The sequence below is a fragment of the Lysinibacillus sp. JNUCC-52 genome (genome assembly GCF_015999545.1).
GTDB lineage: Bacteria > Bacillota > Bacilli > Bacillales_A > Planococcaceae > Lysinibacillus.
In genome coordinates, this window is sequence record NZ_CP065546.1 from 3,722,458 (window position 1) to 3,746,882 (window position 24,425).

The window sequence follows — 24,425 nt, forward strand, 5'->3', positions numbered from 1 at the left end:
AATAATGAGAGTCTTACTTTATATTTTAACAATCTTAATCAGTTTGCCGTTCCTAGCTACGCATGCCCTAGCTGCACCAATCACAGTAGAAAAACAAACAATAGCTATTGAGGCAAACAGCTTAGCAAAAAAACCATTGTTGTCTCAGGCAATTGAATTACAAGGGCCTTCCTCTTCAAGAGATTTCTATTACACGCTCAGTCAAGATATAGAGGCAAAGGGACAAACAGTTTCATTTCAAATACAGCAGTCAGAGCTGTTAATAGCTCCATCCTCTTTTACGATAAAAGTGGACGATATTGCAATTAAATCGATTGCCTTAACATCAGATTTATTGAAGCAAACGGTAACTGTTACTTTACCCGAAAGTGCTTTAGTGAAAGGGACGCATAAAATAACAGCTAGCTTTTATGGTGTGTTAAAAGAAGGTGTCTGTGTAGCTCCAGGGAATGAGGGCAATTGGTTACGTATCGATATTTTATCGTCCATTTCCTCTTTTAATGATAGTGAACAATGGTCATTGAGCAGCTATCCTGAAGCGTTTGTAGGCTATGAAGATTATAGTACGACGCTTATTGTACCTGATGAAGCTTCAGAACAATCATTAAATGCTAGTTATCAACTTGCTGCTTATTTGTCAGGGCAAGGAGAGAAAGACGTTAATATTAAACGAGAATCAACTGTTGCACGTGTTGCTGGACCAGTTATTGTTGTAGGCGCAAAAAATGAATTTAGAACAAATTATATGATTAAAATGCTTGAGACTGCCCACAGTCAATATGAAGATGGCCTGTCACTTAATGTTCATAGTCTTAAAAATGATGACAGTAGTCAAAGTGTGCCTATCCTGTTTGTCACAGCCGCTACGCCAAATGCACTTCAAGAGCGAATTTCGTTATTGACGGATACGAAATTATATAGTCAATTTTCAGGAAGTACGTTGACAGTGGATGATTTACCGATTGTGGATACTACTGATAATTCAACGCTGCTATTTTCTCAACTAGGTTTTGACCATCAAATATTATCGAGTCAAGCAACGATGACGCCGCACTATTATGTGTCATTGCCACAGGTTGAGGCTGATAAAGAAGCAAACATACGATTAGTTTTAAAGAAATCTGCTCTACTACCTGAAAAGGGTAACAGTAATGAACGTGAAGTGGAATTGATTGTATGGGTGAATGATGTACCGCATGCAGTTGACCTGAAGAAGTTAGAGTCAATTTCTTCAGATTTATATGAAGTGAATGTGCCGATTGAAACAAATGTATTAAATAAACAATCGATGACAGATATCCAATTTGAAGTAACTGGGTTTCAATTAGAAGATCCATGTGAAACGACGAATGAACGTTATTGGATTTATATCGATGGTAGCAGTACATTATCAATTACAAAAGAAGCGACAACACCAACATTTACATTAAGGGATTTCCCGAATGCATTCCAAGAACAAGCTTTAATTATTGTTCCGAATAAAACAGTGATAAACGATACACAAATGCTCTTGCTGTATAAGTCTTTAATGATGAATGGTGAAATGGCTCAAACAATATTGACAAAAGAACAAGACGTTAAGGAAGAGGAATTAAAACGAAGTGCTATTATTTTTGCTGGAGCTTCCGCTGATTTCTCGACGCTTATAGGAAACAATAATGATGTCCCTCAATCGTCAGAGGATTATTTAAAGCAAGGTTTTCTTCCAGAAACAATTGCTCAGTATACATTTATCACAAAAAGTTTTTGGGATGATAAACAGCCGCTATTAATCATTCAAATGTTGGATGAAGCAGCAAATCAAAAAGACTTTTTAGCGCAATTGAAGGGAACAAATGAACAGGTAACCTCTGCTATTGAAACAAAAGAGGGGAAATTTGTCGTTGCGGCTAGTAGTGCAGCAGACATTGAAAAATCTGCCTCAGAGCAGAAAAATTCTATTTCATTTGTGCTTATAGCAGAATTTGCTGTGCTGATTTTAGTGATCGGGCTTATTTTATATTTTATTTTACGTAGAAGAAGAAAAAATCTAGTTGTTGAGGATGAAGAAAAGTAGCATCTGAATTTCATCTTACGTTGTGAAATTTAAGCAGGAGACATTTACTTTGCGCTTCAATTAACAAAAGAAAAGGCATCAAGAACTTGATGCCTTGAGGTTTTCGACTAATGGATAGATAAACGAAAAATCAATCGCTGCCTCTAGTTTTCGAACTAAATGGTCTTGTGGCACCAATTGGTCAATTGTCAGCATTTCTAATTGTTCACGTTTATTGATTTGATTTTTCGACATCATTTTCCATCACCTCAATTAGATTATTTTATTTATAGTTGATTGATAGCAATTCATATCAAGTTGATTGGAGCGAAGGGCGGGCGACTCCTGCGGGAAAGCACAGAACGTAAGACGCAACAAACCGCGCGTTAGCGAGGGTTGCGGCTTACGTGTGTGCCCGCGGAAAGCGCCCGAACGTAGCGGAAATCAACGGCAGTAGACATCTATTTTTATTTTAAAATGAAAAAGACTGTAGGCATCAAGAACTTGATGCCTTTTCTTGATATTGTGAGACCCAGTGCATTTCACTGGGTCTTTTCGTGTTATTTAAAGGTGTTACTGAAACTGCGAAAGTCGGGAAAAGAAATTAGTGACGAAGTCTAAAAATATTTTTTCAGATGGTGCGATTTCTCGATTTACAGGTGAAATAATGCCAACTGTTCTTGGTATTGTAGGCGATTCTATTGGCACTTTGATTGTGAAGCGGGCTGCTGAATCGTATAGGGAGCTCTCAGGTAGTAGGCTGACACCAATTCCAGCGGCCACTAAACCTTTTAAAGCATCTAAGTCCTCTCCTTCAGATATAATATTTGGTAAGAAGCCTGCAGCACGGCAAGCATCCATCGCAACTTTATGTAATATATAGCCATCTGGAAAAAGAACAAAAAGATCATTACGTAAATCTGCTAGCTGAATACTTTCCCGTTTTGCTAAAGGGTGGTTAGCTGGCAATAAAGCTGCAATGTTTTCGGTGAATAATATGTTTGATTGTATTGCTTCGTCCTTCGGTGGCAGCGGTCCTAAAAATGCTAAGTTAAGCTCGCGGTTTTTAACAGCGTCAATTAAAAAGCGATAAGAGCCTTGGCGCAATTGGAATTGCAAATCTGGGTATTCACGCTTAAAAGCTGAAATAACAGTTGGTAATACATAACTTGCTAAGCTTGTAGGGAAACCGATTTTAATAGTTCCTTTAGCAGGATCTAAATATTCCTCAACTTGCTTGGCGGCAAAATCTATTGCTTTTAAAGCGGTGATTGTATGTTCAAGAAAAGTTTTACCTATCGGTGTTAATTTTACATTTCTGCCGACACGTTCAAAAAGTGGTGTACCTAATTCGTCTTCTAAATTAGCAATTTGACGACTTATTGCTGATTGGGCAACATGAAGGTGTTCTGCAGCTTCAGAAATATGCTCACGCTCTGCAACCTCCACAAAATAACGTAATTGACGTAACTCCACTGGATATTCACCTCTATCTAATCGCAAAATCCGATTAATTATATTTTAATTATATAATATTTAAGATATAAAAAGACTGAAAAAAATAACATCGTGCTAAAAAATGATTTAATGATTACGTTGGATTGCGCCAATTGTATAACAAGCTGAATGTTCCTATTTAAATGGAATATATATATAACGCCTTAAATAATGCAGTTGTGCTATATATGCTAGACACACTTCTGATGAATGCAAAGAGTATTTTTTTAAGTAGGAAAGTGTATGACTGTTTGATGTGAATAGAGGAGTGCTTTTTAGCAAAAGAATTGGTATTAATAGCGCTATTACTCTATAATTTTATTTTCTTATAGTGATTCCATTCTAATGAAATAGGATATAGTATAGGTATGGCAGTTTGTGCATTTTTGTCACAAAACCGCTACAATTAACGCTTTATGCGAGGTTTCCACTATGAAGCTAGATGAAATCCATTCTCATTTAGGGATATTTCATTGAAAATAGACTTTACCAATTCTCATTGGCGGTTTCGATTCTCAAAAATCTGAAAATGCTTAAAAAGTCTTTATAATTCAAGATTTCATCATTGAAAAGTGAAAGTGGTTAAAATGGTTTGCATAGAGAACGATTTTCAGTTAAGATTAGAATGATGATAATTAAGGAATGGTTGCCCATTCACAGAACACACTATGGAGGTATTTTCATGTCAACTTTAGTAATTAAAGATCTTCACGTTGAAATCGACGGGAAAGAGATTTTAAAAGGCGTAAACCTTACAATTAATACAAATGAAATTCATGCAATTATGGGACCAAACGGAACTGGTAAATCAACACTAGCTTCTGCTATTATGGGACACCCAAAATATGAAGTTACTTCTGGTACAGTTGAACTTGATGGTGAAAACGTACTTGAAATGGAAGTTGATGAGCGTGCACAAGCTGGCTTATTCCTAGCTATGCAATACCCATCAGAAATCGCTGGTGTAACAAACGCTGATTTCTTACGTTCAGCTATTAATGCACGCCGTGAAGAGGGCGACGAAATTTCATTAATGAAATTCATTCGTGAATTAGATAAAAATATGGAATTCCTTGAAATGAACGAAGACATGGCACAACGTTATTTAAACGAAGGTTTCTCTGGCGGTGAGAAAAAACGTAACGAAATTCTTCAATTAATGATGATTAAGCCAACTTTCGCTATTTTAGATGAAATTGACTCTGGTCTTGACATTGATGCATTAAAAGTTGTTTCTAAAGGTATTAATGCAATGCGTGGCGAAGGTTTCGGCTGCTTAATGATTACGCACTACCAACGTCTACTTAACTACATCACACCAGATCATGTACACGTAATGATGCAAGGTCGTGTAGTAAAATCAGGTGGCGCAGAATTAGCACAACGTTTAGAAGCAGAAGGTTATGACTGGATTAAAAAAGAATTAGGTATCGAAGAAGAAACAGAAGAACAAGAAGCATAAGAAGGAGGACGAATTAGCATGACAGTGGAACTTAACTTGCCTGTAACAGTACAGGACGTGCGCTCGTTCTCAGAAGCTAATGGTGAACCAACTTGGTTTGCAGAGCTTCGTACGGCAGCACTAGACAAAGCAGCTGGTTTAGATATGCCAAAACCAGATAGAACAAATATTTCAAAATGGGATTTCATGAACTTCCCAAGCCATTCAGTAGTTAGTGAAAAATACACTTCACTAGATGAACTACCAGAAGAGGCACGAGGCTTAATTAACCTTGAGCAAGAAAACCTATATATTCAACGCAACAATACACCTGCGTTTATTAAAACATCACAGGAGCTAGCTGACAAAGGCGTTATTTTTACAGATATGTTAACAGCTATCCGTGATCATGGGGAGCTTGTTCAAAAGTACTTCATGACGGAAGCGGTAAAAGTTGATGAACATAAATTAACAGCACTTCATGCAGCACTTGTGAATGGCGGCGTATTTGTTTACGTTCCAAAAAATGTAATTATTGAGCAACCGTTACAAGTTGTCTTTTTAAATGATAATGCAGAAGCTTCACTTTATAACCATGTATTAGTTGTAGCTGAAGCAAATTCAGCTGTCACATATGTGGAAACATACATTTCTACAGTTGAAGAGGCAAAAGCACAAGCTAACATTATTTCAGAAGTCATTGTACAAGATAATGCACAAGTAATTTACGGTGCGGTAGATGTACTTGCTAAAGGTTATACTACTTACGTAAACCGTCGTGCTCGTCTAGCGCGTGATGGAAAAGTTGACTGGGCTCTTGGATTAATGAACGATTCAGATACAATTTCTGAAAACATTACACACCTTGTTGGTGACGGTTCACATGCTGATACAAAAACAGTTGTGGTTGGTCGTGGAGAGCAAAAACTAAACTTCACAACAGAAGTTCGTCACTGGGGTAAAAACTCAAATGGTCACATCTTGAAACACGGTGTGATGAAAGATGCAGCACAATCAATTTTTAACGGTATTGGCTATATCGAACACGGTGCTACAAAAGCAGATGCGCAACAAGAATCACGTGTGTTAATGCTTTCTGAAAAAGCACGTGGCGATGCTAACCCAATTCTATTAATTGACGAAGACGATGTAACAGCAGGACACGCAGCATCTGTAGGACGAGTAGATCCACTACAACTTTATTACTTAATGAGTCGTGGTATCTCGAAAGCAGAAGCAGAGCGCCTTGTTATTCATGGATTCCTTGCGCCAGTTGTTAAGCAATTACCTATCGAAGGCGTTCAAAAGCAACTGACGGAGGTTATCGAAAGGAAAGTTCGCTAATGATCAATAAAGACATTAAAAGCTATTTCCCAATCTTAAATCAACAAGTAAATGGTCATCCACTTGTTTACCTTGATAGCGCAGCAACATCTCAAAAGCCTACTCAAGTAATTGAAGCAATTAAGCATTATTATGAATTTGATAACTCAAATGTACACCGTGGTGTACACACATTGGGGAATCGTGCGACTGACAAATACGAGGGTGCTCGTGAAAAGGTACGCAATTTCATTAATGCAAAGTCAACTGAAGAAATTATTTTTACACGTGGTACAACAACTGCGTTAAATACAGTAGCTTCTAGTTATGGTCGTGCAAATGTTGAGCAAGGTGATGAAATTGTGATTACACATATGGAGCATCACTCCAACATTATTCCTTGGCAACAGCTTGCAAAAGAAAAAAATGCAACATTAAAGTACATTGACCTTGAGGCAGATGGCACAATTGATCTTGAAAAGGTTCGAGCAACAATAACACCGAAAACGAAAATCGTGTCAGTATCAATGGCATCAAATGTTCTCGGTACAATTAATCCGATTAAAGAAATTGCAAAAATTGCACATGCTAATGGTGCCGTAATGGTAGCAGATGGGGCGCAAGCTGCACCGCATATGAAAATTGATGTGCAAGATTTAGATGTAGATTTCTTAGGGTTTTCAGGACATAAAATGTGCGGACCGACTGGAATAGGTGTACTATATGGTAAAAAAGAGCACCTTGAAAAGATGGAGCCAATTGAATTTGGTGGCGAAATGATTGATTTTGTTGGACTACATGATTCAACGTGGAAGGAATTACCGTGGAAATTTGAAGGTGGTACGCCTATCATTGCAGGTGCAATCGGTTTAGGCGCTGCTATTGATTTCTTAACTGAAGTAGGGTTAGACAATATTGCACAGCATGAGCATAAACTTGTAGGCTATGCAATGGATCAACTTGAAACAATTGAGGGACTTAAAATTTTCGGTCCGCGGGATCCAATGAAACGATGTGGTCTTGTTACGTTTAATTTAGATGATGTACATCCACATGATGTGGCAACAGTTCTTGACATGAATGGTATCGCTGTTCGTGCAGGACATCATTGCGCTCAGCCACTAATGAAATGTCTCCAACAAGTAGCTACAGCGCGCGCAAGCTTTTATCTGTATAACACGGAGGAAGATATTGACCGCTTAGTTGCCGGGTTGCGTTCTGCGAAGGAGTATTTTGGCGATGTCTTTTAATAATTTAGATCAACTATACCGTTCAGTTATCATGGATCATTATAAAAATCCTCGAAACAAAGGATCTTTAGAAACTGATGCTGTAACAATTGATATGAACAATCCGACTTGTGGTGACCGCATTCACTTAACGCTTAAAGTGAATGATGGTATTGTAGAAGATGCGAAATTCGATGGCGAAGGCTGTTCTATTTCGATGTCCTCTGCATCAATGATGACACAAATTGTCAAAGGAAAAAAAGTAGAAGAAGCATTAGAGCTTGCTGATATTTTCTCGAAAATGATGATGGGTGAAGAGTATAGCGATAAATACGACCTTGAGGATGTTGAGGCACTGCAAGGTGTGTCTCAATTCCCTGCACGAATTAAATGTGCGACTTTGGCTTGGAAAGCAATGGAAAAGGGCGTAAAAGAATAATAATTTGTGAACGGAGGAGAAATAATGGCTAAAAAAATGCCGGATATTGGCGATTACAAATACGGATTCCATGACAAGGACGTATCAATTTTCCGTTCAAAACGTGGTTTAACTGAAGAAATCGTCCGTGAAATTTCAAATATGAAACAAGAGCCTGAGTGGATGCTTGAATACCGCTTAAAAGCGCTTGAAACTTTCTATACAAAACCAATGCCACAATGGGGTGGCGACCTTGGAGATTTAAATTTTGATGAAATTACGTACTACGTAAAACCATCTGAAGCTACGCAAAAATCTTGGGATGAAGTACCTGAAGAAATTAAAGCTACATTTGATAAATTAGGTATTCCTGAGGCAGAGCAAAAGTATCTTGCAGGTGTATCTGCTCAGTACGAATCTGAGGTTGTATACCATAACATGAAACAAGAACTTGAAGACCTTGGTATTGTGTTTAAAGATACTGACTCAGCTTTACGTGAAAACGAAGATATTTTCAAAAAATATTGGGGTAAAGTAATTCCATATACTGATAACAAATTTGCTGCATTAAATTCAGCAGTTTGGTCAGGTGGTTCATTTATTTATGTGCCACCAGGTGTAAAAGTTGAAACACCCCTACAAGCTTACTTCCGTATTAACTCTGAAAACATGGGGCAATTCGAACGTACGCTAATTATTGTTGATGAAGGTGCACATGTACACTACGTTGAAGGATGTACAGCTCCTGTTTATACAACAAACTCTTTACACTCAGCAGTAGTAGAAATTATCGTTGAGAAAAATGCTTACTGCCGTTATACAACGATTCAAAACTGGGCGAACAACGTTTACAACTTAGTAACAAAACGTACAGTTGTTGAAGAAAACGGTACGATGGAATGGATCGATGGTAATATCGGTTCTAAATTAACGATGAAATACCCAGCTTGTATCCTAAAAGGTGAAGGCGCTCGTGGTATGACATTATCAATTGCATTAGCTGGTAAAGGACAACACCAACATGCTGGAGCTAAAATGATTCATATGGCACCTAACACATCTTCTACAATCGTTTCAAAATCGATTGCGAAACAAGGTGGTAAAGTAACATATATGGGTCAAGTACGTTTCGGTCCTAAAGCAAGTGGTGCACGTGCCAACATTGAATGTGATACGTTAATCATGGATAACCAGTCTACTTCGGATACAATTCCATACAACGAAATTTTAAATGATAATGTTTCTTTAGAGCATGAAGCGAAAGTTTCAAAAGTATCAGAAGAGCAATTATTCTACTTAATGTCTCGTGGTATTTCTGAAGAAGAGGCAACTGAAATGATCGTAATGGGCTTTATCGAACCATTTACTAAAGAATTACCAATGGAATACGCAGTAGAAATGAACCGTCTCATCAAGTTTGAGATGGAAGGTTCTATCGGCTGATTTATTGTTGATGTACATGCGACTAGAGCTATTTTAGCTTTAGTCGCTTTTTGTTTTTGTAAGTATTTGCGTGCTATGATTATGTACATAAGGAGGGAGTCACTTGATTCGAGTTGGGTTAACAGGCTGGGGCGATCATCCTTCGTTGTATAGTGGTGTTACTGCCTCAAAGGACAAATTATTTGATTATGCAGGTCATTTTTTAACGGTAGAGTTAGATACGTCTTTTTATGCCATTCCATCAATTGACAATGTTCGAAAGTGGTGTGAGCTAACACCAGATTCATTTCGTTTTGTAATAAAGGCATACCAGGGAATGACAGGACATTTGCGAGGAGAAATTCCATTTGAATCCAAAAACGATATGTTCAATGCATTTATCGAATGTGCAAACGAATTTAAACGTCATGGCAAGTTAGCGATGATATTAGCGCAATTCCCACCATGGTTTGATTGTCAGTCAAAAAATGTACAATACTTATTGTATATTAGGCAACAATTAAAAGATTTCGATGTGGCAATTGAGTTTCGAAATCAGACATGGTATGCAGAGAAGGTAGTTAAGCAAACAATGGATTTTTTAAAGGAACATCAATTTATTCATACTATTTGTGATGAACCACAAGCTGGTGTTGGTTCTGTCCCTTTTTATCCTGAAGTAACGGCAAATAAGGCACTCGTCCGTATTCATGGACGCAATATTCATGGTTGGCGTAATACGGGCAATTCGGAAAACTGGCGCAAAGTTCGTTTTTTATATGATTATAATAAGGAAGAACTATACCAACTCGGACAGCAACTTCAAAGCATAGAGCCGAATGTGCAGGAGCTATTTGTTTTATTTAATAATAATTCTGGACAGCATGCTGCGAAAAATGCTAAAGAACTTCAGGAGATGTTAGCTATTCGAGATGTTGGTTTAGCACCAAAACAATTAAATATGTTTGAAGGAGAAGTATAATGGAGTTTATTCTTTTAGTAGTGATTGCACTAGCCTCGGGGCTCATTGGTTCACTTGTAGGGCTCGGCGGAGGGATTATTTTAGTACCTGCAACCTTATTTGTTGGACTAAACCTTGGGATGCTCCCTGATATTACACCACAAAAAGTGGTCGGGCTATCGGTTGTAATGATGATCTTCACTGGCCTTGCATCAACTTTAAGCTACATGAAATCCAAAACAGTAGATTATAAAAGTGGGTTTATATTCTTTTTAGGTAGTATTCCAGGGACGATGTTAGGGGCATGGGTAAATAAAGGTTTAGATTTACCGTCATTTAACTTATATTTTGGAATTTTATTAATTGTTATATCGATAATTTTACTTGTACGCGATAAATTGAAACCTGTACAATGGTTTGTGAAAAATGGTACACAACATCAGTTTATCGATACATCTGGTCAAACGTTTATCTACGGATATCCAATTTGGTTTGCATTAATATTCTGTTTTGCTGTTGGCTTTGCCTCAGGATTATTTGGTATTGGTGGCGGCTCAATGATTGTGCCTGCCATGATTATTTTGTTTTTATTTCCGCCACATGTTGCCGTTGCAACATCGATGTTTATGGTGTTTTTAACTTCAATTGTTAACTCAGCGAGCCATATTTATTTAGGACATGTACCGTGGCTTTATACAATTCCAGTTATTCCTGGTGCTTACATTGGAGCTAAACTAGGGGCAGCACTCAATAAAAAAATTAAATCCGATACACTTGTCCTAGCACTACGAATTATTTTATTATTATTAGGAATTCGTTCCATTATAGAGGGCTTATTGTAAAGAAGAGGTGGCTTGAATGCTGGAAAAAATTCATATTTTTCACACAAATGATGTGCATAGTCATTTTAAGTATTGGCCACGAATGCAAAAGTATGTGAAAATGCAACGTGCTCAGTATGAGGCATTAGGTGAAACGAGCTATTTAGTTGATGTTGGGGATCATTTAGATAGGTCGAATATTTATACAGATGCTACTATCGGTAAGGGCAATGTCCAATTATTAAACAAAGCTGGTTATGACGTTGTAACAATAGGTAATAATGAAGGGATAACACTGTCGCATGAAGAGCTATTTCATCTATATAATGATGCGCAATTTGACGTCGTAGTAGGAAATGTAAATGCAGCAGAAGGTGAAAATCCAACGTGGTTGAAACCTTACGTTGTGTTAACGACAAAATACGATACAAAAATTGCAGTCATTGCTGCGACTGCCATGTTCGAAATTTATTATAAGGAATTAAACTGGCAAATAGATGATGCTCGAAGCTCCCTAATCCGTTTAACCCACCAACTTCGTAAAGAAGTTGATATTGTTGTTTGTCTGTCACATTTAGGAATTACTGAAGATGAACTATTAGCAGAGGAATGTCCAGAAATCGATGTCATCTTTGGTTCACACACTCACCATACGCTACCAAATGGTAAGGGTATCAATGGTGTATTGCTCACAGGTGGAGGGAAATTTGGACAATATACGGGACATCTTGTGCTAGAATACGATAAAAAAACGAGGGAAATTGTTGAAAAAAAGGATACTTTAATTCATAATAAGGACTTGCCAATTGTTGAAAATGAAAATGAGTTTCTGCTATCTTTAGAAGAAGAAGGTAAAAGCTTATTAGACAAGCCTGTATTTTCAACGAAAAAGACGTACAATAAAGAATGGTTCCATTATTCACAATTATCACATCTATTTGCGCAAGCCATATTAGAAAAAAGTGGTGCGGACTGTGCGTTATTTAATGCAGGGATTTTTTTAGATGGCCTTCCAAAAGGAACGGTAACAGCGCTTGATTTGCATAAAATTTTTCCACATCCTATTAATTTATGTACAATTGAATTGTCAGTTTCGGAAATAAAAGAAATTTTTCAACAATCGAAAAATGAAGAATGGCCCAATATGGAACTTAAAGGGTTAGGTTTTAGGGGCGTAATTTTTGGTAAGATGCTGACATATGGCTTTGCTATGAATGAGGATCGTCAATTGCTCATAAATGGTAAGATTGCAGATAATGATCGTACTTATAAATTAGTGACACTTGATTTGTTTACGTTCGGTTATTTTTATCCAAGCTTTAAATATGCAAAGAAAAAATATATTTTACCTGATTTTTTACGAAACATTATGTTAGATTATGGGCAAAGTTTCTTTAAGCGATAGATAAACAAAGCTTTAAGAATGGATTGGGGAAGAAGTCATGCGATTAATTTCAATCGATGTATTAAAAGAAGGTATGGTATTAGGAAGGACCATTTGGAATGAGGCAGGTCATCCACTTTTAAAGAAAGACGTTGTCATTAATGAACGTATTATTGAAAGACTTCAACAGTTGAATACGCATTATTTATATATAGACGACAAACTTTCTGAAGGTATTGAAGTAAAGGAGACGGTTCCTCCTGATGTCCGAAACAAAACCATTTCGACCATAAAAAATTCTTTTCAATCAATAAATGGTTTAAGTACGGTTAATGCCTCTTATATACTTGATCAGCAATCGAAAGCGATTGTCACGATTGTCGATGAACTACTCTCAGCTGTTACAGGTAATAATGAAATTTTGACGGTTTTAACGGATGCTTATTTATTCGATGAATACTTATATCAGCATTCTTTTCATGTAACTTTATATTCGATTGCTATCGCAAAAGAATTAGGTCATTCCGCCGAAGATCTTCGTTTAATCGGTATTGGGGCCTTATTGCATGATGTTGGAAAGCTTATGGTGCCGAAAGAGATACTAAAAAAACCAGGTCGCTTAACGCATGAAGAATTTGAAATGATGAAAATGCACACGCGTTTTGGATTTGATTTATTACGAAATTTACATTCCATTTCCTTACTGGTTGCACATTGTGCTTTTCAACATCATGAACGCATTGATGGAAGTGGCTATCCACGTGGTTTAGTTGATTTTGAAATCCATCCATTTGCTAAAATTATTGGCGTTGCTGATGTATTTGATGCGGTGACGACAAATCGCGTATATCGTGAAAAAATGCTTCCTTCACAAGGGCTTGCCATTGTGGAAGCTGGTTCGGGAACACTTTATGATGCGCGTATTGTCAACGCATTGAAAAAATCAGTTGTCCATTATCCGAATGGACTGATTTTAAAATTATCAGACGGTCGTCGAGGCATTGTTTCTAAGCAAAATAATTTGGATTCATCCTTGCCATGGATTCGGATTTTTGAAGAACAAAATGAATTACTCACAGCGACATACGAAATTAATTTAGTGGACTATCCAACTGTAACAATTGATAGTATTGAAACCGATTATGTAGTGCCATCGCGAGTCGTATAATTTGCTCCTCCTGTTCATAAGTTGTAGAACAGGAGGAGATTTTTTTGTTTTTCCCTCGAAAAAGGATGAAATTGCGAACGAATCATAAAAGAGGAATGCAGCTTAATCGTTTAACCTTATTAATAGTGGCTAGCATTATTTGTATTGTATTTTTTCTATATTTTTTAAATGAACGTCTTAAACCCACATATTTGGAATATGCCGAAGTGCAGACAAATAAAATTGCATCTTATGTTGTCAGTAAAGCCATTAACTCACGTACTTCTAACGTATTAGACGTTAATGATATAATCGAAGATGTACCATCTGGCACCTCAGTAACGACCAAATTTAATACAGAAATTATTAATAGAGTACGTGCAGAAACACTCGAACTTGTAAAAATGTATTTAGAGCAGGCTGAGCATGGAGAGTTAGCCCATTTACCTGATTTAGATAATGTCGAATATGATGTAAACAAAATTCAAGAAGGTGATGGCATTGTCTTTTTCGTCCCACTTGCACAGGCGGCTGATCTTCCTTTACTCGGTAATTTAGGGCCGAAAATACCAATTCGCTTTCATGTAATTGGTAATGTTCATAGTAATGTTACATCCGATATACGGGAATTTGGCATTAATAGCGCCTATGTAGAAGTAGGTATTCATATAGAAGTTAATGTCCAAATAATAGTTCCATTTGCTAGTAAATCAACGACGGTATCACAGGATATTCCAGTAGCAATGGGGTTAACGAGAGGGCCAGTACCAAACATTTATACAAATGGTGGAGATGCAGTACAACCATCAATAGAAGTACCAGTTCCATATCAATAGAAAAGTTTAAGCTGAGAGTAAATGTTAGTTGTTGCCGTTCGTGTAATATGATACATTGACAACAGTGATGGTAGATAATATTCAACAAAAGATAACTGATAGGGGCGAATTTGTATGACATCCTGTAAACCTACTAGCAATGCTAAAGAAGAACATGTAAGAAAACCAGATTGGCTTAAAATTAAACTAAACACGAACGATGAATATAAAGGTCTTAAAAAGCTTATGCGTGAAAAAAATCTTCATACAGTATGTGAAGAAGCGCGCTGTCCAAATATTCATGAATGCTGGGGTGAGCGCCGTACAGCAACAATGATGATTTTAGGATCAGTTTGTACACGTGCTTGTCGTTTCTGCGCAGTAAAAACAGGTTTACCAAATGAGTTAGATCTTGCAGAACCAGAACGTGTTGCAGACTCAGTAGCTATTATGAATTTAAAGCACGTTGTTATAACAATGGTAGCACGTGACGATCTAAAGGATGGCGGTTCAGAAGTTTTAGCTGAAACCGTGCGTGCTATTCGCCGTAAAAGTCCTTTCACATCTGTAGAAGTACTACCTTCTGACCTTGGTGGTTTGAAGGAAAATCTGCAACTTTTAATGGATTCTAAACCTGATATTTTAAATCATAATATTGAAACAGTACGTCGGTTAACACCAAGAGTCCGTGCGCGTGCAAAATACGAACGTTCATTAGAGTTTCTTCGTTTAGCAAAAGAGATGCAACCAGACATTCCAACAAAGTCATCATTAATGATTGGCTTAGGGGAAACGCATGAGGAAATTTTAGAGGTAATGGACGATTTACGTGCAAACGACGTAGATATTATGACAATTGGTCAATATCTGCAACCAACAAAAAAACATTTACCTGTAAAAAAATATTATTCACCAATTGAATTTGGCAAACTTCGCAAAATTGCAATGGAGAAAGGCTTTAAACATTGTGAAGCAGGACCACTTGTACGTAGTAGTTATCATGCTGACGAGCAAGTGAATGCTGCAACGAAGGAACGACAACTACAAGCCGAAGTATAATGTGGAATGATAGACGAGAAAGGTGGTGTCACTTTGATAATTATAGAAGGATATGAATATGAAGTAGTTGAAGATTACCGTGAAGCTTTTCAAGAAGAAGTATTTAAAGAGCGGTACTCAGATATTTTAGTCAAATATGATTATATTGTAGGCGACTGGGGCTATAATCAACTACGTCTAAAAGGATTTTTTGATGATAAAAATCAAAAATCCACCTTTGATACGAAAATTAGTACGCTTCAGGATTACTTATATGAGTATTGTAATTTTGGCTGTGCTTATTTTGTTTTACGTAAAGGTGGTAAAGTTATTTTACAGCCCGACGTTGTAGTAAATGAAGTAACCGAAGTGACAAAACCAAATGACAATGAACAAATAGCTGAATAGCCATAAAAACCTGATGCAAAGTTTGCATCAGGTTTTTTATTTTTCGACGGTTGATATTTCCGTTATGGGCGGACGCTTTCCGCGGGCACGCCGTAAGCCGCAACCCTCGCTGTCGCGCGGATTGTTGCGTCTAACGTGCTGTGCGTTCCCGCAGGAGTCGCCGCCCTCCACTACAATCAACAAATGTGTTTTTTTCAACCATTAGTTAGTGCCAGTAGCACGAATAACATCCAAGTTTGGTGTGAGTATTTTGTATATAATATTCCAATAGATTTTTCATTTAATACAAAAGACTTAATAGCATATATAAAATGAATGAATTCTTCAATTCAAATTTTAGCATTCATAGGTTTAATGACAATAGGAAATAATAATATTCACATGCTTCAAAAGATATCCTTTAAAGTGAAATGAGCTTTTCCAGCATGTTCGAAAAACTGGACGCAATTTAGGTTAAGGCGTTATTGATTATTATTAAAGGTGTGATTTATATAAAAAGAGCAGTATTTTTAGACAGAGATGGCGTAATTAACGAAGTGTTGACCAAAAGGGTGAAATTTGTTAACAAACCGCAGCAACTTTTTTTCTTACCTGGTGTTCCAGAAGCGATAAAAAAATTGAACGAGTGCTTTGATTTTGTCTTTGTTGTAACAAATCAAGGTGGTGTTGGATTAGGATTTATGAAGGAAGGTCAATTAAAAAAAATACACGTTCATATGGCGAATGAATTGAAAAAGCAAGGTGCTACAATTCATGAAGTAGTGTATTGTCCTCATAAACCAAAAGCTGGCTGCGATTGTCGTAAGCCCAATAGTAAGTTAATTGTGGATCTCGCTGAAAAATATAGTGTCGAGTTATCTAAATCCTATATGGTGGGGGATACAGACACAGACATTATTGCAGGGAAAAGAGCTGGTACAAAGGGTGTATTTTTAGGTAAGCGTGATCCGCTTGCAGATGCAGTATACCCCGATTTAATAAGTGCAGTTGACTGGATCATAGAAGATGCAAAATTAAACGCATAACATAATGAAGTATAAATTCCTTAAAAAAGGATAATTTAAAAATTGGAGGTGATAACTTTGGCTAACGAGAAAAAAAAGCAAAAGCAAAAACAATTAAACCGAGAAGAATACGGATACGGATTTGATATTAGTGTTGATGATTTAGCTGTTATTGGGCAAAATAGACAAGCTAAAAAACAAAATGATAATGAAAATAAAGATAAACCACATAATAAAGACAACCCTTCAACTATAAATAAATAATGAAGTATAGGTTGTCCTACTTTCCATTAGTCAATGAGATTTTTGACCAAAAAAATTCCGCTTTATTCTAGCGGGGCAATGAATGTCAGTTTGTGCGACTTACGGATTGCCCCGAGAAAATAATTAGCGGAATTTTTTTGTATTTAAATCTTTAAACGGGTGTCAATTAAGCAATTCACGTAAGTATTCACGTAATTCAATCGTGTCTTCTTCAGAACGGTTGTACACGTGTTCTAGGTAGCCAGGTTCTTCGACATCGTCAGGCCCTATAATAGCGAAACGGCCAAATTGAATATCCATTACAAGTACTTTGCCAAAGAAGCGGCCAGATTGTAAAATGGCTAAATCATAACGCAGTTTTTGCCCTGCGAAACTTACAAAGCGTGTTTTTGTATCTTCTACATCATCATATAAGAAAAAACGTTCCATCTTTTAATCTCCTTCCAGTCCTATAGATATGGTACTATAGAAGAGAAAAGACTATCAACTTTAAATGATTTGAATGGGGGCTTTCCTTGTGTATTTTGTAGATCGAAATAAAATCACAACAAACTTACAGTACTTAGATAAACTATTAGCTATTTTTGAGGCAGAGGAAAATTGGCTTCAAAGTGATATTACGAAATTAGCAGTCGAGCGAATCGGTCATAATGTGATGGAATCAATGATGGATGTAGGGAACTTGATGATTGACGGCTTTATTATGCGTGATCCAGGTAGCTATGAGGATATCATTGATATTTTAATCGATGAAAAAGTTGTCTCAACTGACATCGAAGCATCGTTAAAGGCTGTTGTAGGCTTACGTAAAATGCTTGTTCGTGAATTTGTTTCTGTAGATATTACTGAAGTAGTGAATGTTTTAACAGCAAGCTTACCTGCTTTAAAGCAGTTTGCACCAGCTGTGAATAGTTACTTAACAAATGAGTTAGGTCCCGTATCAGCATTTTTACCTGAGGATCATCAATGAAAACTTATAAAGCTTATTGCTTTGATTTAGATGGCACTGTCTACCGCGGTAAGGAAGGTATTCCTTCTGCGGTTGCTTTTATACAAAGATTACAGCAACAGGGGATTGAACCCTTTTACGTAACAAACAACTCTTCTAAAACAAGAGAACAATTACAACAGTCATTACAAGCGATTGGAGTAGTAGCACCGCTTCATCATATTTATTCAAGTGCCTTAGTTACGGCAAAGTATGTAGCACTGAATTTTTCAGGCAAAAAAGTAGCGATGATGGGTTCCGATGGTATTAGATTGGCGTTATTAAACGAAGGAATTGAACCTGTAGACAATGAGCCAGATGTATTTGTTATGGGAATAGATCGAACTTTGGATTATATGGCATTAGCAAAAGCGACTGTTGCATTGCAAAATGGGGCGATATTTATCGCAACAAATCAAGATATTAAGTTTCCAACAGAATATGGCTTTTTACCTGGGAATGGTGCATTTGCACGTTTAGTAGGAGAGGTAGCGGGGGTCGAGCCGATTTACATCGGTAAGCCATCACCTGCAATGCTCGACATCATTGCAATAGAGCATCATTTGACAAAAGATGAGATGGTGATGATTGGTGATAACTACGATACAGACATTATGTGTGGTATTCGTTTTGGCTGTGATACAATTCACGTCAACACAGGCGTTACACCAACAAGTGTCGTGCGTGAAAAAGAACAGCAACCTACTTATTTACTAGAAACGCTCGTATGGGAAGACTAATTGTGGTGGGACTTAACAAAAAATAAAGGATGTTATACCGATTATCGGTATAGCATCCTTTTCATATGTGTAATTTTTTTATTTTACAAGACTCGACATGTCTATTATATAAACAATTATATTACCATAATGGATTTTCTTCGATAAATTGATATATAGCTTTTGTGAGCTCATCAGGAGAAGCAGCTTCAACTAAATCACCATTTACAATTGCATAAAAGGATTCAGAACACTTCGTACAGTAGCTGAGGCAGCCATATTCCAAAACGTCGATATTTGGATCGCGTTCGAGGATTTCATAAGTTTTCTGTGAGCCATTTGCTAAATTACTTACACAAAATTCAACCATTGGATTCATATGTTCACCTCACCATTGTTATGCTACTAGCTTTTGAAACGTTCGTCAATATTTTAACTTCATTCAACAAAAGCCAACCCTTTTTTTGTGGGAGAAAAAGGCCAAGCTATGGACGTAGTTTTGTAGCCGTTCATACTTGAGATGAATGGATGTAAAAGATTACGGAGAATGTCACACATTTAAAAATGTATTTAACAAGCAAGCGAACTAAAAATCTAGATGCTATAAGCTCGAGGTGTAATTGATCTTGTATGAATTGTTGTTAAAAAACCCAAAGAAGTTATCGATATTGTGAAATCTTTCACAAAAAGTGCAATCTGATATTGTGAAACTTCTCACAATCGGTTATACTCAATTGTGGATACTTTGTGAACAATTATTATTAGATACATTAAAGGAGACTATTATGGGGAAATTAGTACTTTTAGGTGGCGGCTACGGTAATATGCGTGTCATGCTTCGACTTTTACCAAACAACTTACCGTTAGACACGGAGATTGTGTTAGTAGATCGAGCGCCTTACCATAGTTTAAAAACAGAATTTTATGCATTAGCAGCAGGGACATCGACAGATAAAGAAATTCGTGTAAGCTTCCCAGAGCACGAGCGTTTAACGGCGGTATATGGTGAGGCCGTTGAAATTAATCGTGCCGAAAAAGTAGTCATTCTAGAAGATGGGCAACGTATTGAATATGATGATTTAGTAATTGGTCTAGGCTGTGAAGATAAATATCATGGTGTACCAGGTGCAGAAGAGTACACATACAGCATTCAGACGATGGCTAAATCACGTGCAACATTCCAAGCGTTATGTGGTTTACCAGCTGGCTCGACTGTCGGCATTGTAGGTGCTGGTTTAAGTGGTATTGAGTTAGCGAGCGAACTGCGTGAAAGCCGCGCTGACTTAAATGTGAAGTTATTTGACCGAGGTCCACGTATTTTAAAAGACTTCCCTGAGAAGCTTAGTAAATATGTGAAAGCTTGGTTTACTAAACATAATGTAGATGTAATAGCCAATTCTAATATAACTAAAGTAGAACCTGGTAAAATATTTAATCATGAAGAAGAAATTCCGCTAGATGCCATAGTATGGACTGCAGGGGTACAGCCTGTTAAAATCGTCCGTGATATGGATGTTGAAAAGGATCGCCAAGGTCGTCCAATTGTTACACAATACTTTAATGTGTTGGATGATGAGCATGTATATGTTGTAGGTGATTGTGCTTCTTCAGACTTTTCTCCAAGTGCACAATTAGCGGAAGAACAGGCAGAACATATCGTCAAAGTTTTACGCATGCGTTGGAGAGGCGAGCGTTTACCAGAAAAAATGCCAGACATTAAATTAAAAGGTTTCATGGGCTCATTGGGCAAAAAGCAAGGCTTCGCGTACCTAGCTGATACTACTGTTACAGGCCGTATTGCACGTTTAATGAAGTCTGGATTACTATGGATGTATAAATATCAAAATGATTAATAGAATGCTCTTATGTCACTGAGCATTCATATATAATAAAAAGGGATTGCTCAAAGCACGTTTGAACAATCCCTTTCCTATTTTCTTTAAACAGTTTCGTCTGGTGTAAAGCCAAGGTTTTCAAGTGCTGTGAAGACTGGTTTTAATTGGACATAGCCTTCTCCTACTACTTCATCATTGATTAAGACAAGTGGATAGAAAAATTCATCTTCTTGGATACGTGTAGCGTAATCCTGGTCACGATCATTCTCAATTGGACCTTCAATATCGACATAGCGAATATCATAAGCTTGGTCTGGGTATTTTCGATTAATGGCAGCTTGTAGCCATTCATATGTATCTTTTGAAGAAGGTGCATTGACACAGCTAGCACAAATGACAGCTGTTCCGTAAATTTCAATGGTTGGTTTTGATTGACTCATAGTATTTATTCTCCCCCGTGATTCTATATTGGATTTTTTCTGTTGCTAACATTATAATCATTATAAGGAAAGGAGTCGAGACAAATGGCAGAAGCAACGATTAACGACCAAGTTCAAGAAGTATTAGATAAATTACGTCCATTCTTACTACGTGACGGTGGAGACTGTGAATTAGTAGATGTAGAAGATGGTGTAGTAAAATTACGTTTATTAGGTGCATGCGGTAGTTGCCCTAGTTCTACGATTACTCTAAAAGCAGGTATCGAGCGTGCTTTATTAGAAGAAGTACCAGGTATCATTGAAGTAGAGCAAGTTTTCTAATCACTGCATATAAAAAGTTCTAGCTGAAAAATTCAGGCTAGAACTTTTTTTTACGCATGTCGAGCTTTTTCTTCACGAATTAGTGTCCATTGTTCCTTTGCCATATCGATTATTTTTGCTTCGCCTCCGTGGCTTTGTTTCTCAATAACTTTCGAAAAGAAGCGTGTCGCATTTTCAATATCCCCGATACGACGAGATAATTCGGCAATCATATACATAATGCGAATATCTGACATTTGAGTAGAGCTATAATCCTCATTTGAATAAGATTCCATATAAAGATCACGTGACATTTTCATAAAACGTTGCTCTTGCCCTTCATTTTTTAATGAACGATATAACCATGCAAGACGTAATGTAAGACCAGCCGTAGCAACAAACTTTTCCTTTTTAATTGTCCCGCATAAAAACGCTAATTTATAAGCTTGAATCGCTTGGAATATAGTACGTTCGCCTTTGAAATCATGATGTACCCATTTTTCTGTAATTTGCGTCTGAATAACATCCTGTACGCCAGGCGCAAAATATTTTGAAAAGTCTTCAGTAAAGGAGAAGCCACAATGCTCACAAACGAATACGTTGTAGTAAAGAGCATTGACATCGTCTGCATAAATCGGCTGAAAATCGGTTTCGGTATGATCTACTTTTATGAATTTAGAGCGTACTTTTAATGTAGGAAATTCTTTTTTACAATTAAGACATTGTACTTTCTTTTCGTAATATGGTGAAATCTCCATAATTGATACCTCTTTCATAGATGTAATTAAAACTATTATACCAATCCATAGGTTTTGTACATGAATAAAAAATACTAATTAAGTGAATAAATCGGGAATTTTTGCTAATAATCAAATCGAAGCTGAATGTTTGTCATACAATAGTCAAAATTGATATGATAAGTAAGAAGGAAGGTGACTGGGATGACAAGTTCAAAACAAGTAATAGAAGTGACTGAGGCAGCAGTTTTTCATATTAATGAAATGATGGAGCATAACGAGGAACGAGGTTCTTTTTTACGCGTAGCTGTTAATGGTGGCGGATGTAGTGGCCTATCGTATGGAATGCATTTTGATAAAGAGAAAAAAGACGATGATTTTGAGGATGTACAACATGGTTTAACAATTCTTGTTTCCCGCGAAGATGCGCCTATCTTAATGGGAACAAAAATTGACTATAAACAATCGCTAATGGGCGGTGGCTTCACAATCGATAATCCAAACGCAATCGCATCTTGCGGCTGTGGCACAAGCTTTAAAGCAGCGAAACGTGAAGGTACGCCTGAGGTTTGTGATTAATAAAACCTTTTGAGATAGAATTGTTAAAAAAACCGACTTGATGTATTTAGGAAAGTAGATACGTAGCCTTTTTAATTTGTATGTTGCAAAGCATTACAAATTGAGGAGGCTTTTTTGTATGGTTTTTTGAGGATATCTGCTACTAACCTCCTAGCATAAACGATTTGTCGTTAAAAAATTGTGAGTGGGGCTACTTATAGTAATAGAGACATAAAATACTCATCTACAAATTGACCATCAATACATAAAGAGTGTCTTTTAACGCCTTCAATTTCAAATCCCATTTTTTTATATAAATGAACAGCAACATCATTTGAAGCAATAACGGTTAAATCTAATCGGTGCAATTCCACTTGTTGTGCCCATGCTATAACATGTGTAAAAAGGGCTTTACCTACGCCTTGGCCACGGCTTTCACTATGTACGCCAATTACTATATTTGCTCGATGTGCTATACGTATGGGCTTTTCATTTTGGACAATTAAATATCCTACAATTTGTTCACCTACACATGCAACAAATACTCCTGCTTTCGGATTACGATGAGTTGTATCGATATATTTAGCGAACTTTTCAGGATTCACTGCTCTTTCTTGAGGAGAAAATAACATAAAACCTGATTCTTCTGCATTTGCCATAACATTTACAATCTTTTCTGCATCACTATAAATTGCTTTTCTTACTATCATAAATTGTAACCACCTTTCTTCTAACTTTTAAGTTGATAGCTTAATGTTAACACTTTAAATGATAATTTAGTATATATATGGAAAAAATGTGTAGGGTGAAAAGTTCTGTGTTTAATAGGTGTATAAAAAGTATTTAGAAGGAAGTAATACTACATTCACATTACCCTGTAAGAAAGGTTAGAGAAGCATTTGTGATTTATGGTGAATGGTTTAGAGAAAGAGGTTTTAAACAGGCATAAGGAGATCAGTACATTACATTTAGTACGAAAAAAAAGAAGCCTCGATTATCTTCTTACCTGTGGGCTTCTTTATGTACCTTTAAGAATGTTTAACTAAGTTTAGCTAATACATCTTCATAAATTTCTTCTGAAGGTTTATCGAGTGCAATGGAAAATTCGGAAAATATAATTTCTTGTAAAGAGTGCAATAACTTTTCTTCTTGAAGTGGGAATTTTTTCTCGTTTGCTTCATATTCAAACTTTTTGCGTAGCAATGTATTTAAAAGGTACGCCTGTTTTTGTCGATCGCCTGTTTTAATAATTTCTACGTGATTTCTCATACGATGTGTGTTTTGTTCAATCCATTCAACACCAGGAGACGTAAAGGAACTTAAAATTCTAATGGCTTCATCTTTTTCAATAATATCTCTCAGCTGTTTTTTTGCATTATCGATAGGGGTACGGATTGTTAATTTTGAATCGTTTAGTGGTTGTAATACGTAGTAAGTTTTAGTAATGTCGCTAAAGGTTTGTTCACAAATATCTTCAACTGAACAAAGTCCATGTGATGAATAAATGACTACATCGCCAACATTGTACATGTATAATCCCTCCATCAAACATTATTGTCAACTAAGTTGACTAAATTAATTGTAAACAATAAAAGAACTTTTGTCAACTTAGTTGACGACTGGTTCGTTTTTTTGTATAGT

General features: G+C 36.7%; 27 protein-coding genes and 1 pseudogene. 20 read left to right on the plus strand and 8 right to left on the minus strand.

Annotated features, from left to right (window positions below):
* Nucleotides 1-4 precede the first annotated feature (4 nt).
* Complete coding sequence (locus JNUCC52_RS18320) at nt 5-2,056, plus strand: cellulose biosynthesis cyclic di-GMP-binding regulatory protein BcsB (RefSeq protein WP_337980522.1); 2,052 nt, start codon at nt 5-7, stop codon at nt 2,054-2,056.
* Nucleotides 2,057-2,152: 96 nt separating this feature from the next.
* Here JNUCC52_RS18320 and JNUCC52_RS18325 read toward each other — a convergent pair.
* Both JNUCC52_RS18325 and gltC read right to left on the minus strand, forming a co-directional pair.
* Nucleotides 2,153-2,293: pseudogene (locus JNUCC52_RS18325) on the minus strand (IS5/IS1182 family transposase); the annotation flags it as partial.
* Between the two features lie 315 nt (nt 2,294-2,608).
* The gene (gene gltC / locus JNUCC52_RS18330; protein ID WP_173479794.1) at nt 2,609-3,511 is read right to left on the minus strand and encodes a glutamate biosynthesis transcriptional regulator GltC; all 903 of its coding nucleotides are present in this window, start codon (nt 3,509-3,511) and stop codon (nt 2,609-2,611) included.
* A gap of 703 nt (nt 3,512-4,214) precedes the next feature.
* On the opposite strand from gltC, the gene sufC reads away from it, so the two are divergent.
* From sufC to JNUCC52_RS18400, 14 genes are all read left to right on the plus strand, one after another.
* Entirely contained in the window at nt 4,215-4,994 is a 780-nt protein-coding gene (sufC, locus tag JNUCC52_RS18335; RefSeq protein ID WP_370635669.1) for a Fe-S cluster assembly ATPase SufC, read from the plus strand.
* 18 nt (nt 4,995-5,012) lie between these two features.
* Entirely contained in the window at nt 5,013-6,317 is a 1,305-nt protein-coding gene (gene sufD / locus JNUCC52_RS18340; RefSeq protein ID WP_173479793.1) for a Fe-S cluster assembly protein SufD, read from the plus strand.
* On the plus strand, nt 6,317-7,546 hold the full coding sequence (locus JNUCC52_RS18345; RefSeq protein WP_173479792.1) for a cysteine desulfurase: 1,230 nt from the start codon (nt 6,317-6,319) through the stop codon (nt 7,544-7,546). The genes sufD and JNUCC52_RS18345 overlap by 1 nt, the downstream gene beginning before the upstream one ends.
* Entirely contained in the window at nt 7,536-7,964 is a 429-nt protein-coding gene (gene sufU, locus JNUCC52_RS18350; protein WP_173479791.1) for a Fe-S cluster assembly sulfur transfer protein SufU, read from the plus strand. Before JNUCC52_RS18345 ends, sufU begins: the two co-directional genes overlap by 11 nt.
* A 24-nt stretch (nt 7,965-7,988) precedes the next feature.
* Nucleotides 7,989-9,386: a Fe-S cluster assembly protein SufB gene (gene sufB / locus JNUCC52_RS18355; RefSeq protein ID WP_173479790.1), complete on the plus strand. Its 1,398-nt coding sequence runs from the start codon at nt 7,989-7,991 to the stop codon at nt 9,384-9,386.
* Nucleotides 9,387-9,489: 103 nt separating this feature from the next.
* Entirely contained in the window at nt 9,490-10,347 is an 858-nt protein-coding gene (locus JNUCC52_RS18360; RefSeq protein WP_337980523.1) for a DUF72 domain-containing protein, read from the plus strand.
* A complete protein-coding gene (locus JNUCC52_RS18365; protein ID WP_173479786.1) occupies nt 10,347-11,168 on the plus strand; it encodes a sulfite exporter TauE/SafE family protein in 822 nt (273 codons plus the stop codon). Before JNUCC52_RS18360 ends, JNUCC52_RS18365 begins: the two co-directional genes overlap by 1 nt.
* A gap of 16 nt (nt 11,169-11,184) precedes the next feature.
* On the plus strand, nt 11,185-12,552 hold the full coding sequence (locus JNUCC52_RS18370) for a bifunctional metallophosphatase/5'-nucleotidase (RefSeq protein ID WP_337980524.1): 1,368 nt from the start codon (nt 11,185-11,187) through the stop codon (nt 12,550-12,552).
* 37 nt (nt 12,553-12,589) lie between these two features.
* Nucleotides 12,590-13,699 carry a cyclic di-GMP phosphodiesterase gene (locus JNUCC52_RS18375; protein ID WP_173479784.1) on the plus strand — a complete coding sequence of 370 codons (1,110 nt, stop codon included), beginning with the start codon at nt 12,590-12,592 and terminating at the stop codon, nt 13,697-13,699.
* Nucleotides 13,700-13,764: 65 nt separating this feature from the next.
* Complete coding sequence (yunB, locus tag JNUCC52_RS18380; RefSeq protein WP_337982237.1) at nt 13,765-14,514, plus strand: sporulation protein YunB; 750 nt, start codon at nt 13,765-13,767, stop codon at nt 14,512-14,514.
* A gap of 114 nt (nt 14,515-14,628) precedes the next feature.
* Nucleotides 14,629-15,552, plus strand: a complete 924-nt coding sequence (lipA, locus tag JNUCC52_RS18385) for a lipoyl synthase (protein ID WP_173479782.1) — start codon at nt 14,629-14,631, stop codon at nt 15,550-15,552.
* A gap of 33 nt (nt 15,553-15,585) precedes the next feature.
* Nucleotides 15,586-15,939 carry a YutD family protein gene (locus JNUCC52_RS18390; protein WP_173479797.1) on the plus strand — a complete coding sequence of 118 codons (354 nt, stop codon included), beginning with the start codon at nt 15,586-15,588 and terminating at the stop codon, nt 15,937-15,939.
* A 491-nt stretch (nt 15,940-16,430) separates the two neighbouring features.
* A complete protein-coding gene (locus JNUCC52_RS18395) occupies nt 16,431-16,964 on the plus strand; it encodes a D-glycero-alpha-D-manno-heptose-1,7-bisphosphate 7-phosphatase (RefSeq protein ID WP_337982238.1) in 534 nt (177 codons plus the stop codon).
* A 57-nt stretch (nt 16,965-17,021) separates the two neighbouring features.
* A complete protein-coding gene (locus JNUCC52_RS18400) occupies nt 17,022-17,207 on the plus strand; it encodes a hypothetical protein (protein WP_370635667.1) in 186 nt (61 codons plus the stop codon).
* Nucleotides 17,208-17,369: 162 nt separating this feature from the next.
* On the opposite strand, the gene JNUCC52_RS18405 is transcribed toward JNUCC52_RS18400, so the two are convergent.
* Nucleotides 17,370-17,636, minus strand: coding sequence for a DUF3055 domain-containing protein (locus JNUCC52_RS18405; protein WP_139859850.1), 267 nt, complete (start codon nt 17,634-17,636; stop codon nt 17,370-17,372).
* Between the two features lie 88 nt (nt 17,637-17,724).
* On the opposite strand from JNUCC52_RS18405, the gene JNUCC52_RS18410 reads away from it, so the two are divergent.
* Nucleotides 17,725-18,177, plus strand: coding sequence for a DUF86 domain-containing protein (locus tag JNUCC52_RS18410; protein ID WP_139859848.1), 453 nt, complete (start codon nt 17,725-17,727; stop codon nt 18,175-18,177).
* Nucleotides 18,174-18,935: a TIGR01457 family HAD-type hydrolase gene (locus JNUCC52_RS18415; protein WP_337980525.1), complete on the plus strand. Its 762-nt coding sequence runs from the start codon at nt 18,174-18,176 to the stop codon at nt 18,933-18,935. The genes JNUCC52_RS18410 and JNUCC52_RS18415 overlap by 4 nt, the downstream gene beginning before the upstream one ends.
* A gap of 121 nt (nt 18,936-19,056) precedes the next feature.
* Here the strand turns inward: JNUCC52_RS18415 and JNUCC52_RS18420 are convergent, their stop codons facing one another.
* Nucleotides 19,057-19,293 (minus strand): YuzB family protein, encoded by a 237-nt coding sequence (locus tag JNUCC52_RS18420; RefSeq protein ID WP_337980526.1) that lies wholly within the window; start codon nt 19,291-19,293, stop codon nt 19,057-19,059.
* 406 nt (nt 19,294-19,699) lie between these two features.
* On the opposite strand from JNUCC52_RS18420, the gene JNUCC52_RS18425 reads away from it, so the two are divergent.
* Nucleotides 19,700-20,767 carry an NAD(P)/FAD-dependent oxidoreductase gene (locus tag JNUCC52_RS18425; protein ID WP_139859842.1) on the plus strand — a complete coding sequence of 356 codons (1,068 nt, stop codon included), beginning with the start codon at nt 19,700-19,702 and terminating at the stop codon, nt 20,765-20,767.
* Between the two features lie 86 nt (nt 20,768-20,853).
* Here the strand turns inward: JNUCC52_RS18425 and JNUCC52_RS18430 are convergent, their stop codons facing one another.
* The gene (locus JNUCC52_RS18430; protein WP_139859840.1) at nt 20,854-21,189 is read right to left on the minus strand and encodes a YuzD family protein; all 336 of its coding nucleotides are present in this window, start codon (nt 21,187-21,189) and stop codon (nt 20,854-20,856) included.
* 84 nt (nt 21,190-21,273) lie between these two features.
* Between JNUCC52_RS18430 and JNUCC52_RS18435 the strand changes: the two genes are divergently transcribed.
* On the plus strand, nt 21,274-21,510 hold the full coding sequence (locus JNUCC52_RS18435) for a NifU family protein (RefSeq protein ID WP_024364841.1): 237 nt from the start codon (nt 21,274-21,276) through the stop codon (nt 21,508-21,510).
* A gap of 50 nt (nt 21,511-21,560) precedes the next feature.
* Here the strand turns inward: JNUCC52_RS18435 and JNUCC52_RS18440 are convergent, their stop codons facing one another.
* The gene (locus tag JNUCC52_RS18440) at nt 21,561-22,247 is read right to left on the minus strand and encodes a DUF2225 domain-containing protein (RefSeq protein ID WP_173479779.1); all 687 of its coding nucleotides are present in this window, start codon (nt 22,245-22,247) and stop codon (nt 21,561-21,563) included.
* A gap of 183 nt (nt 22,248-22,430) precedes the next feature.
* Here JNUCC52_RS18440 and JNUCC52_RS18445 point away from each other — a divergent pair, with 183 nt between their 5' ends.
* Nucleotides 22,431-22,805 (plus strand): HesB/IscA family protein, encoded by a 375-nt coding sequence (locus tag JNUCC52_RS18445; RefSeq protein ID WP_173479778.1) that lies wholly within the window; start codon nt 22,431-22,433, stop codon nt 22,803-22,805.
* A gap of 194 nt (nt 22,806-22,999) precedes the next feature.
* Here the strand turns inward: JNUCC52_RS18445 and JNUCC52_RS18450 are convergent, their stop codons facing one another.
* Nucleotides 23,000-23,494: a GNAT family N-acetyltransferase gene (locus JNUCC52_RS18450; RefSeq protein WP_173479777.1), complete on the minus strand. Its 495-nt coding sequence runs from the start codon at nt 23,492-23,494 to the stop codon at nt 23,000-23,002.
* Nucleotides 23,495-23,822: 328 nt separating this feature from the next.
* The gene (locus JNUCC52_RS18455) at nt 23,823-24,314 is read right to left on the minus strand and encodes a CarD family transcriptional regulator (RefSeq protein ID WP_173479776.1); all 492 of its coding nucleotides are present in this window, start codon (nt 24,312-24,314) and stop codon (nt 23,823-23,825) included.
* Nucleotides 24,315-24,425: the final 111 nt, after the last annotated feature.

Bases quoted from the DNA above. Each gene is read 5' to 3' on its own strand.
- JNUCC52_RS18450 (WP_173479777.1), bottom strand. From the start codon at position 23,494: ATGATAGTAAGAAAAGCAATTTATAGTGATGCAGAAAAGATTGTAAAT.
- JNUCC52_RS18405 (WP_139859850.1), bottom strand. From the start codon at position 17,636: ATGGAACGTTTTTTCTTATATGATGATGTAGAAGATACAAAAACACGC.
- yunB (WP_337982237.1), top strand. From the start codon at position 13,765: ATGAAATTGCGAACGAATCATAAAAGAGGAATGCAGCTTAATCGTTTA.
- JNUCC52_RS18420 (WP_337980526.1), bottom strand. From the start codon at position 19,293: ATGAATCCAATGGTTGAATTTTGTGTAAGTAATTTAGCAAATGGCTCA.
- JNUCC52_RS18375 (WP_173479784.1), top strand. From the start codon at position 12,590: ATGCGATTAATTTCAATCGATGTATTAAAAGAAGGTATGGTATTAGGA.
- JNUCC52_RS18435 (WP_024364841.1), top strand. From the start codon at position 21,274: ATGGCAGAAGCAACGATTAACGACCAAGTTCAAGAAGTATTAGATAAA.
- sufU (WP_173479791.1), top strand. From the start codon at position 7,536: ATGTCTTTTAATAATTTAGATCAACTATACCGTTCAGTTATCATGGAT.
- JNUCC52_RS18370 (WP_337980524.1), top strand. From the start codon at position 11,185: ATGCTGGAAAAAATTCATATTTTTCACACAAATGATGTGCATAGTCAT.
- sufD (WP_173479793.1), top strand. From the start codon at position 5,013: ATGACAGTGGAACTTAACTTGCCTGTAACAGTACAGGACGTGCGCTCG.
- sufB (WP_173479790.1), top strand. From the start codon at position 7,989: ATGGCTAAAAAAATGCCGGATATTGGCGATTACAAATACGGATTCCAT.
- JNUCC52_RS18430 (WP_139859840.1), bottom strand. From the start codon at position 21,189: ATGAGTCAATCAAAACCAACCATTGAAATTTACGGAACAGCTGTCATT.
- JNUCC52_RS18455 (WP_173479776.1), bottom strand. From the start codon at position 24,314: ATGTACAATGTTGGCGATGTAGTCATTTATTCATCACATGGACTTTGT.
- JNUCC52_RS18365 (WP_173479786.1), top strand. From the start codon at position 10,347: ATGGAGTTTATTCTTTTAGTAGTGATTGCACTAGCCTCGGGGCTCATT.
- JNUCC52_RS18440 (WP_173479779.1), bottom strand. From the start codon at position 22,247: ATGGAGATTTCACCATATTACGAAAAGAAAGTACAATGTCTTAATTGT.
- JNUCC52_RS18320 (WP_337980522.1), top strand. From the start codon at position 5: ATGAGAGTCTTACTTTATATTTTAACAATCTTAATCAGTTTGCCGTTC.
- JNUCC52_RS18345 (WP_173479792.1), top strand. From the start codon at position 6,317: ATGATCAATAAAGACATTAAAAGCTATTTCCCAATCTTAAATCAACAA.
- JNUCC52_RS18425 (WP_139859842.1), top strand. From the start codon at position 19,700: ATGGGGAAATTAGTACTTTTAGGTGGCGGCTACGGTAATATGCGTGTC.
- lipA (WP_173479782.1), top strand. From the start codon at position 14,629: ATGACATCCTGTAAACCTACTAGCAATGCTAAAGAAGAACATGTAAGA.
- sufC (WP_370635669.1), top strand. From the start codon at position 4,215: ATGTCAACTTTAGTAATTAAAGATCTTCACGTTGAAATCGACGGGAAA.
- JNUCC52_RS18445 (WP_173479778.1), top strand. From the start codon at position 22,431: ATGACAAGTTCAAAACAAGTAATAGAAGTGACTGAGGCAGCAGTTTTT.
- JNUCC52_RS18415 (WP_337980525.1), top strand. From the start codon at position 18,174: ATGAAAACTTATAAAGCTTATTGCTTTGATTTAGATGGCACTGTCTAC.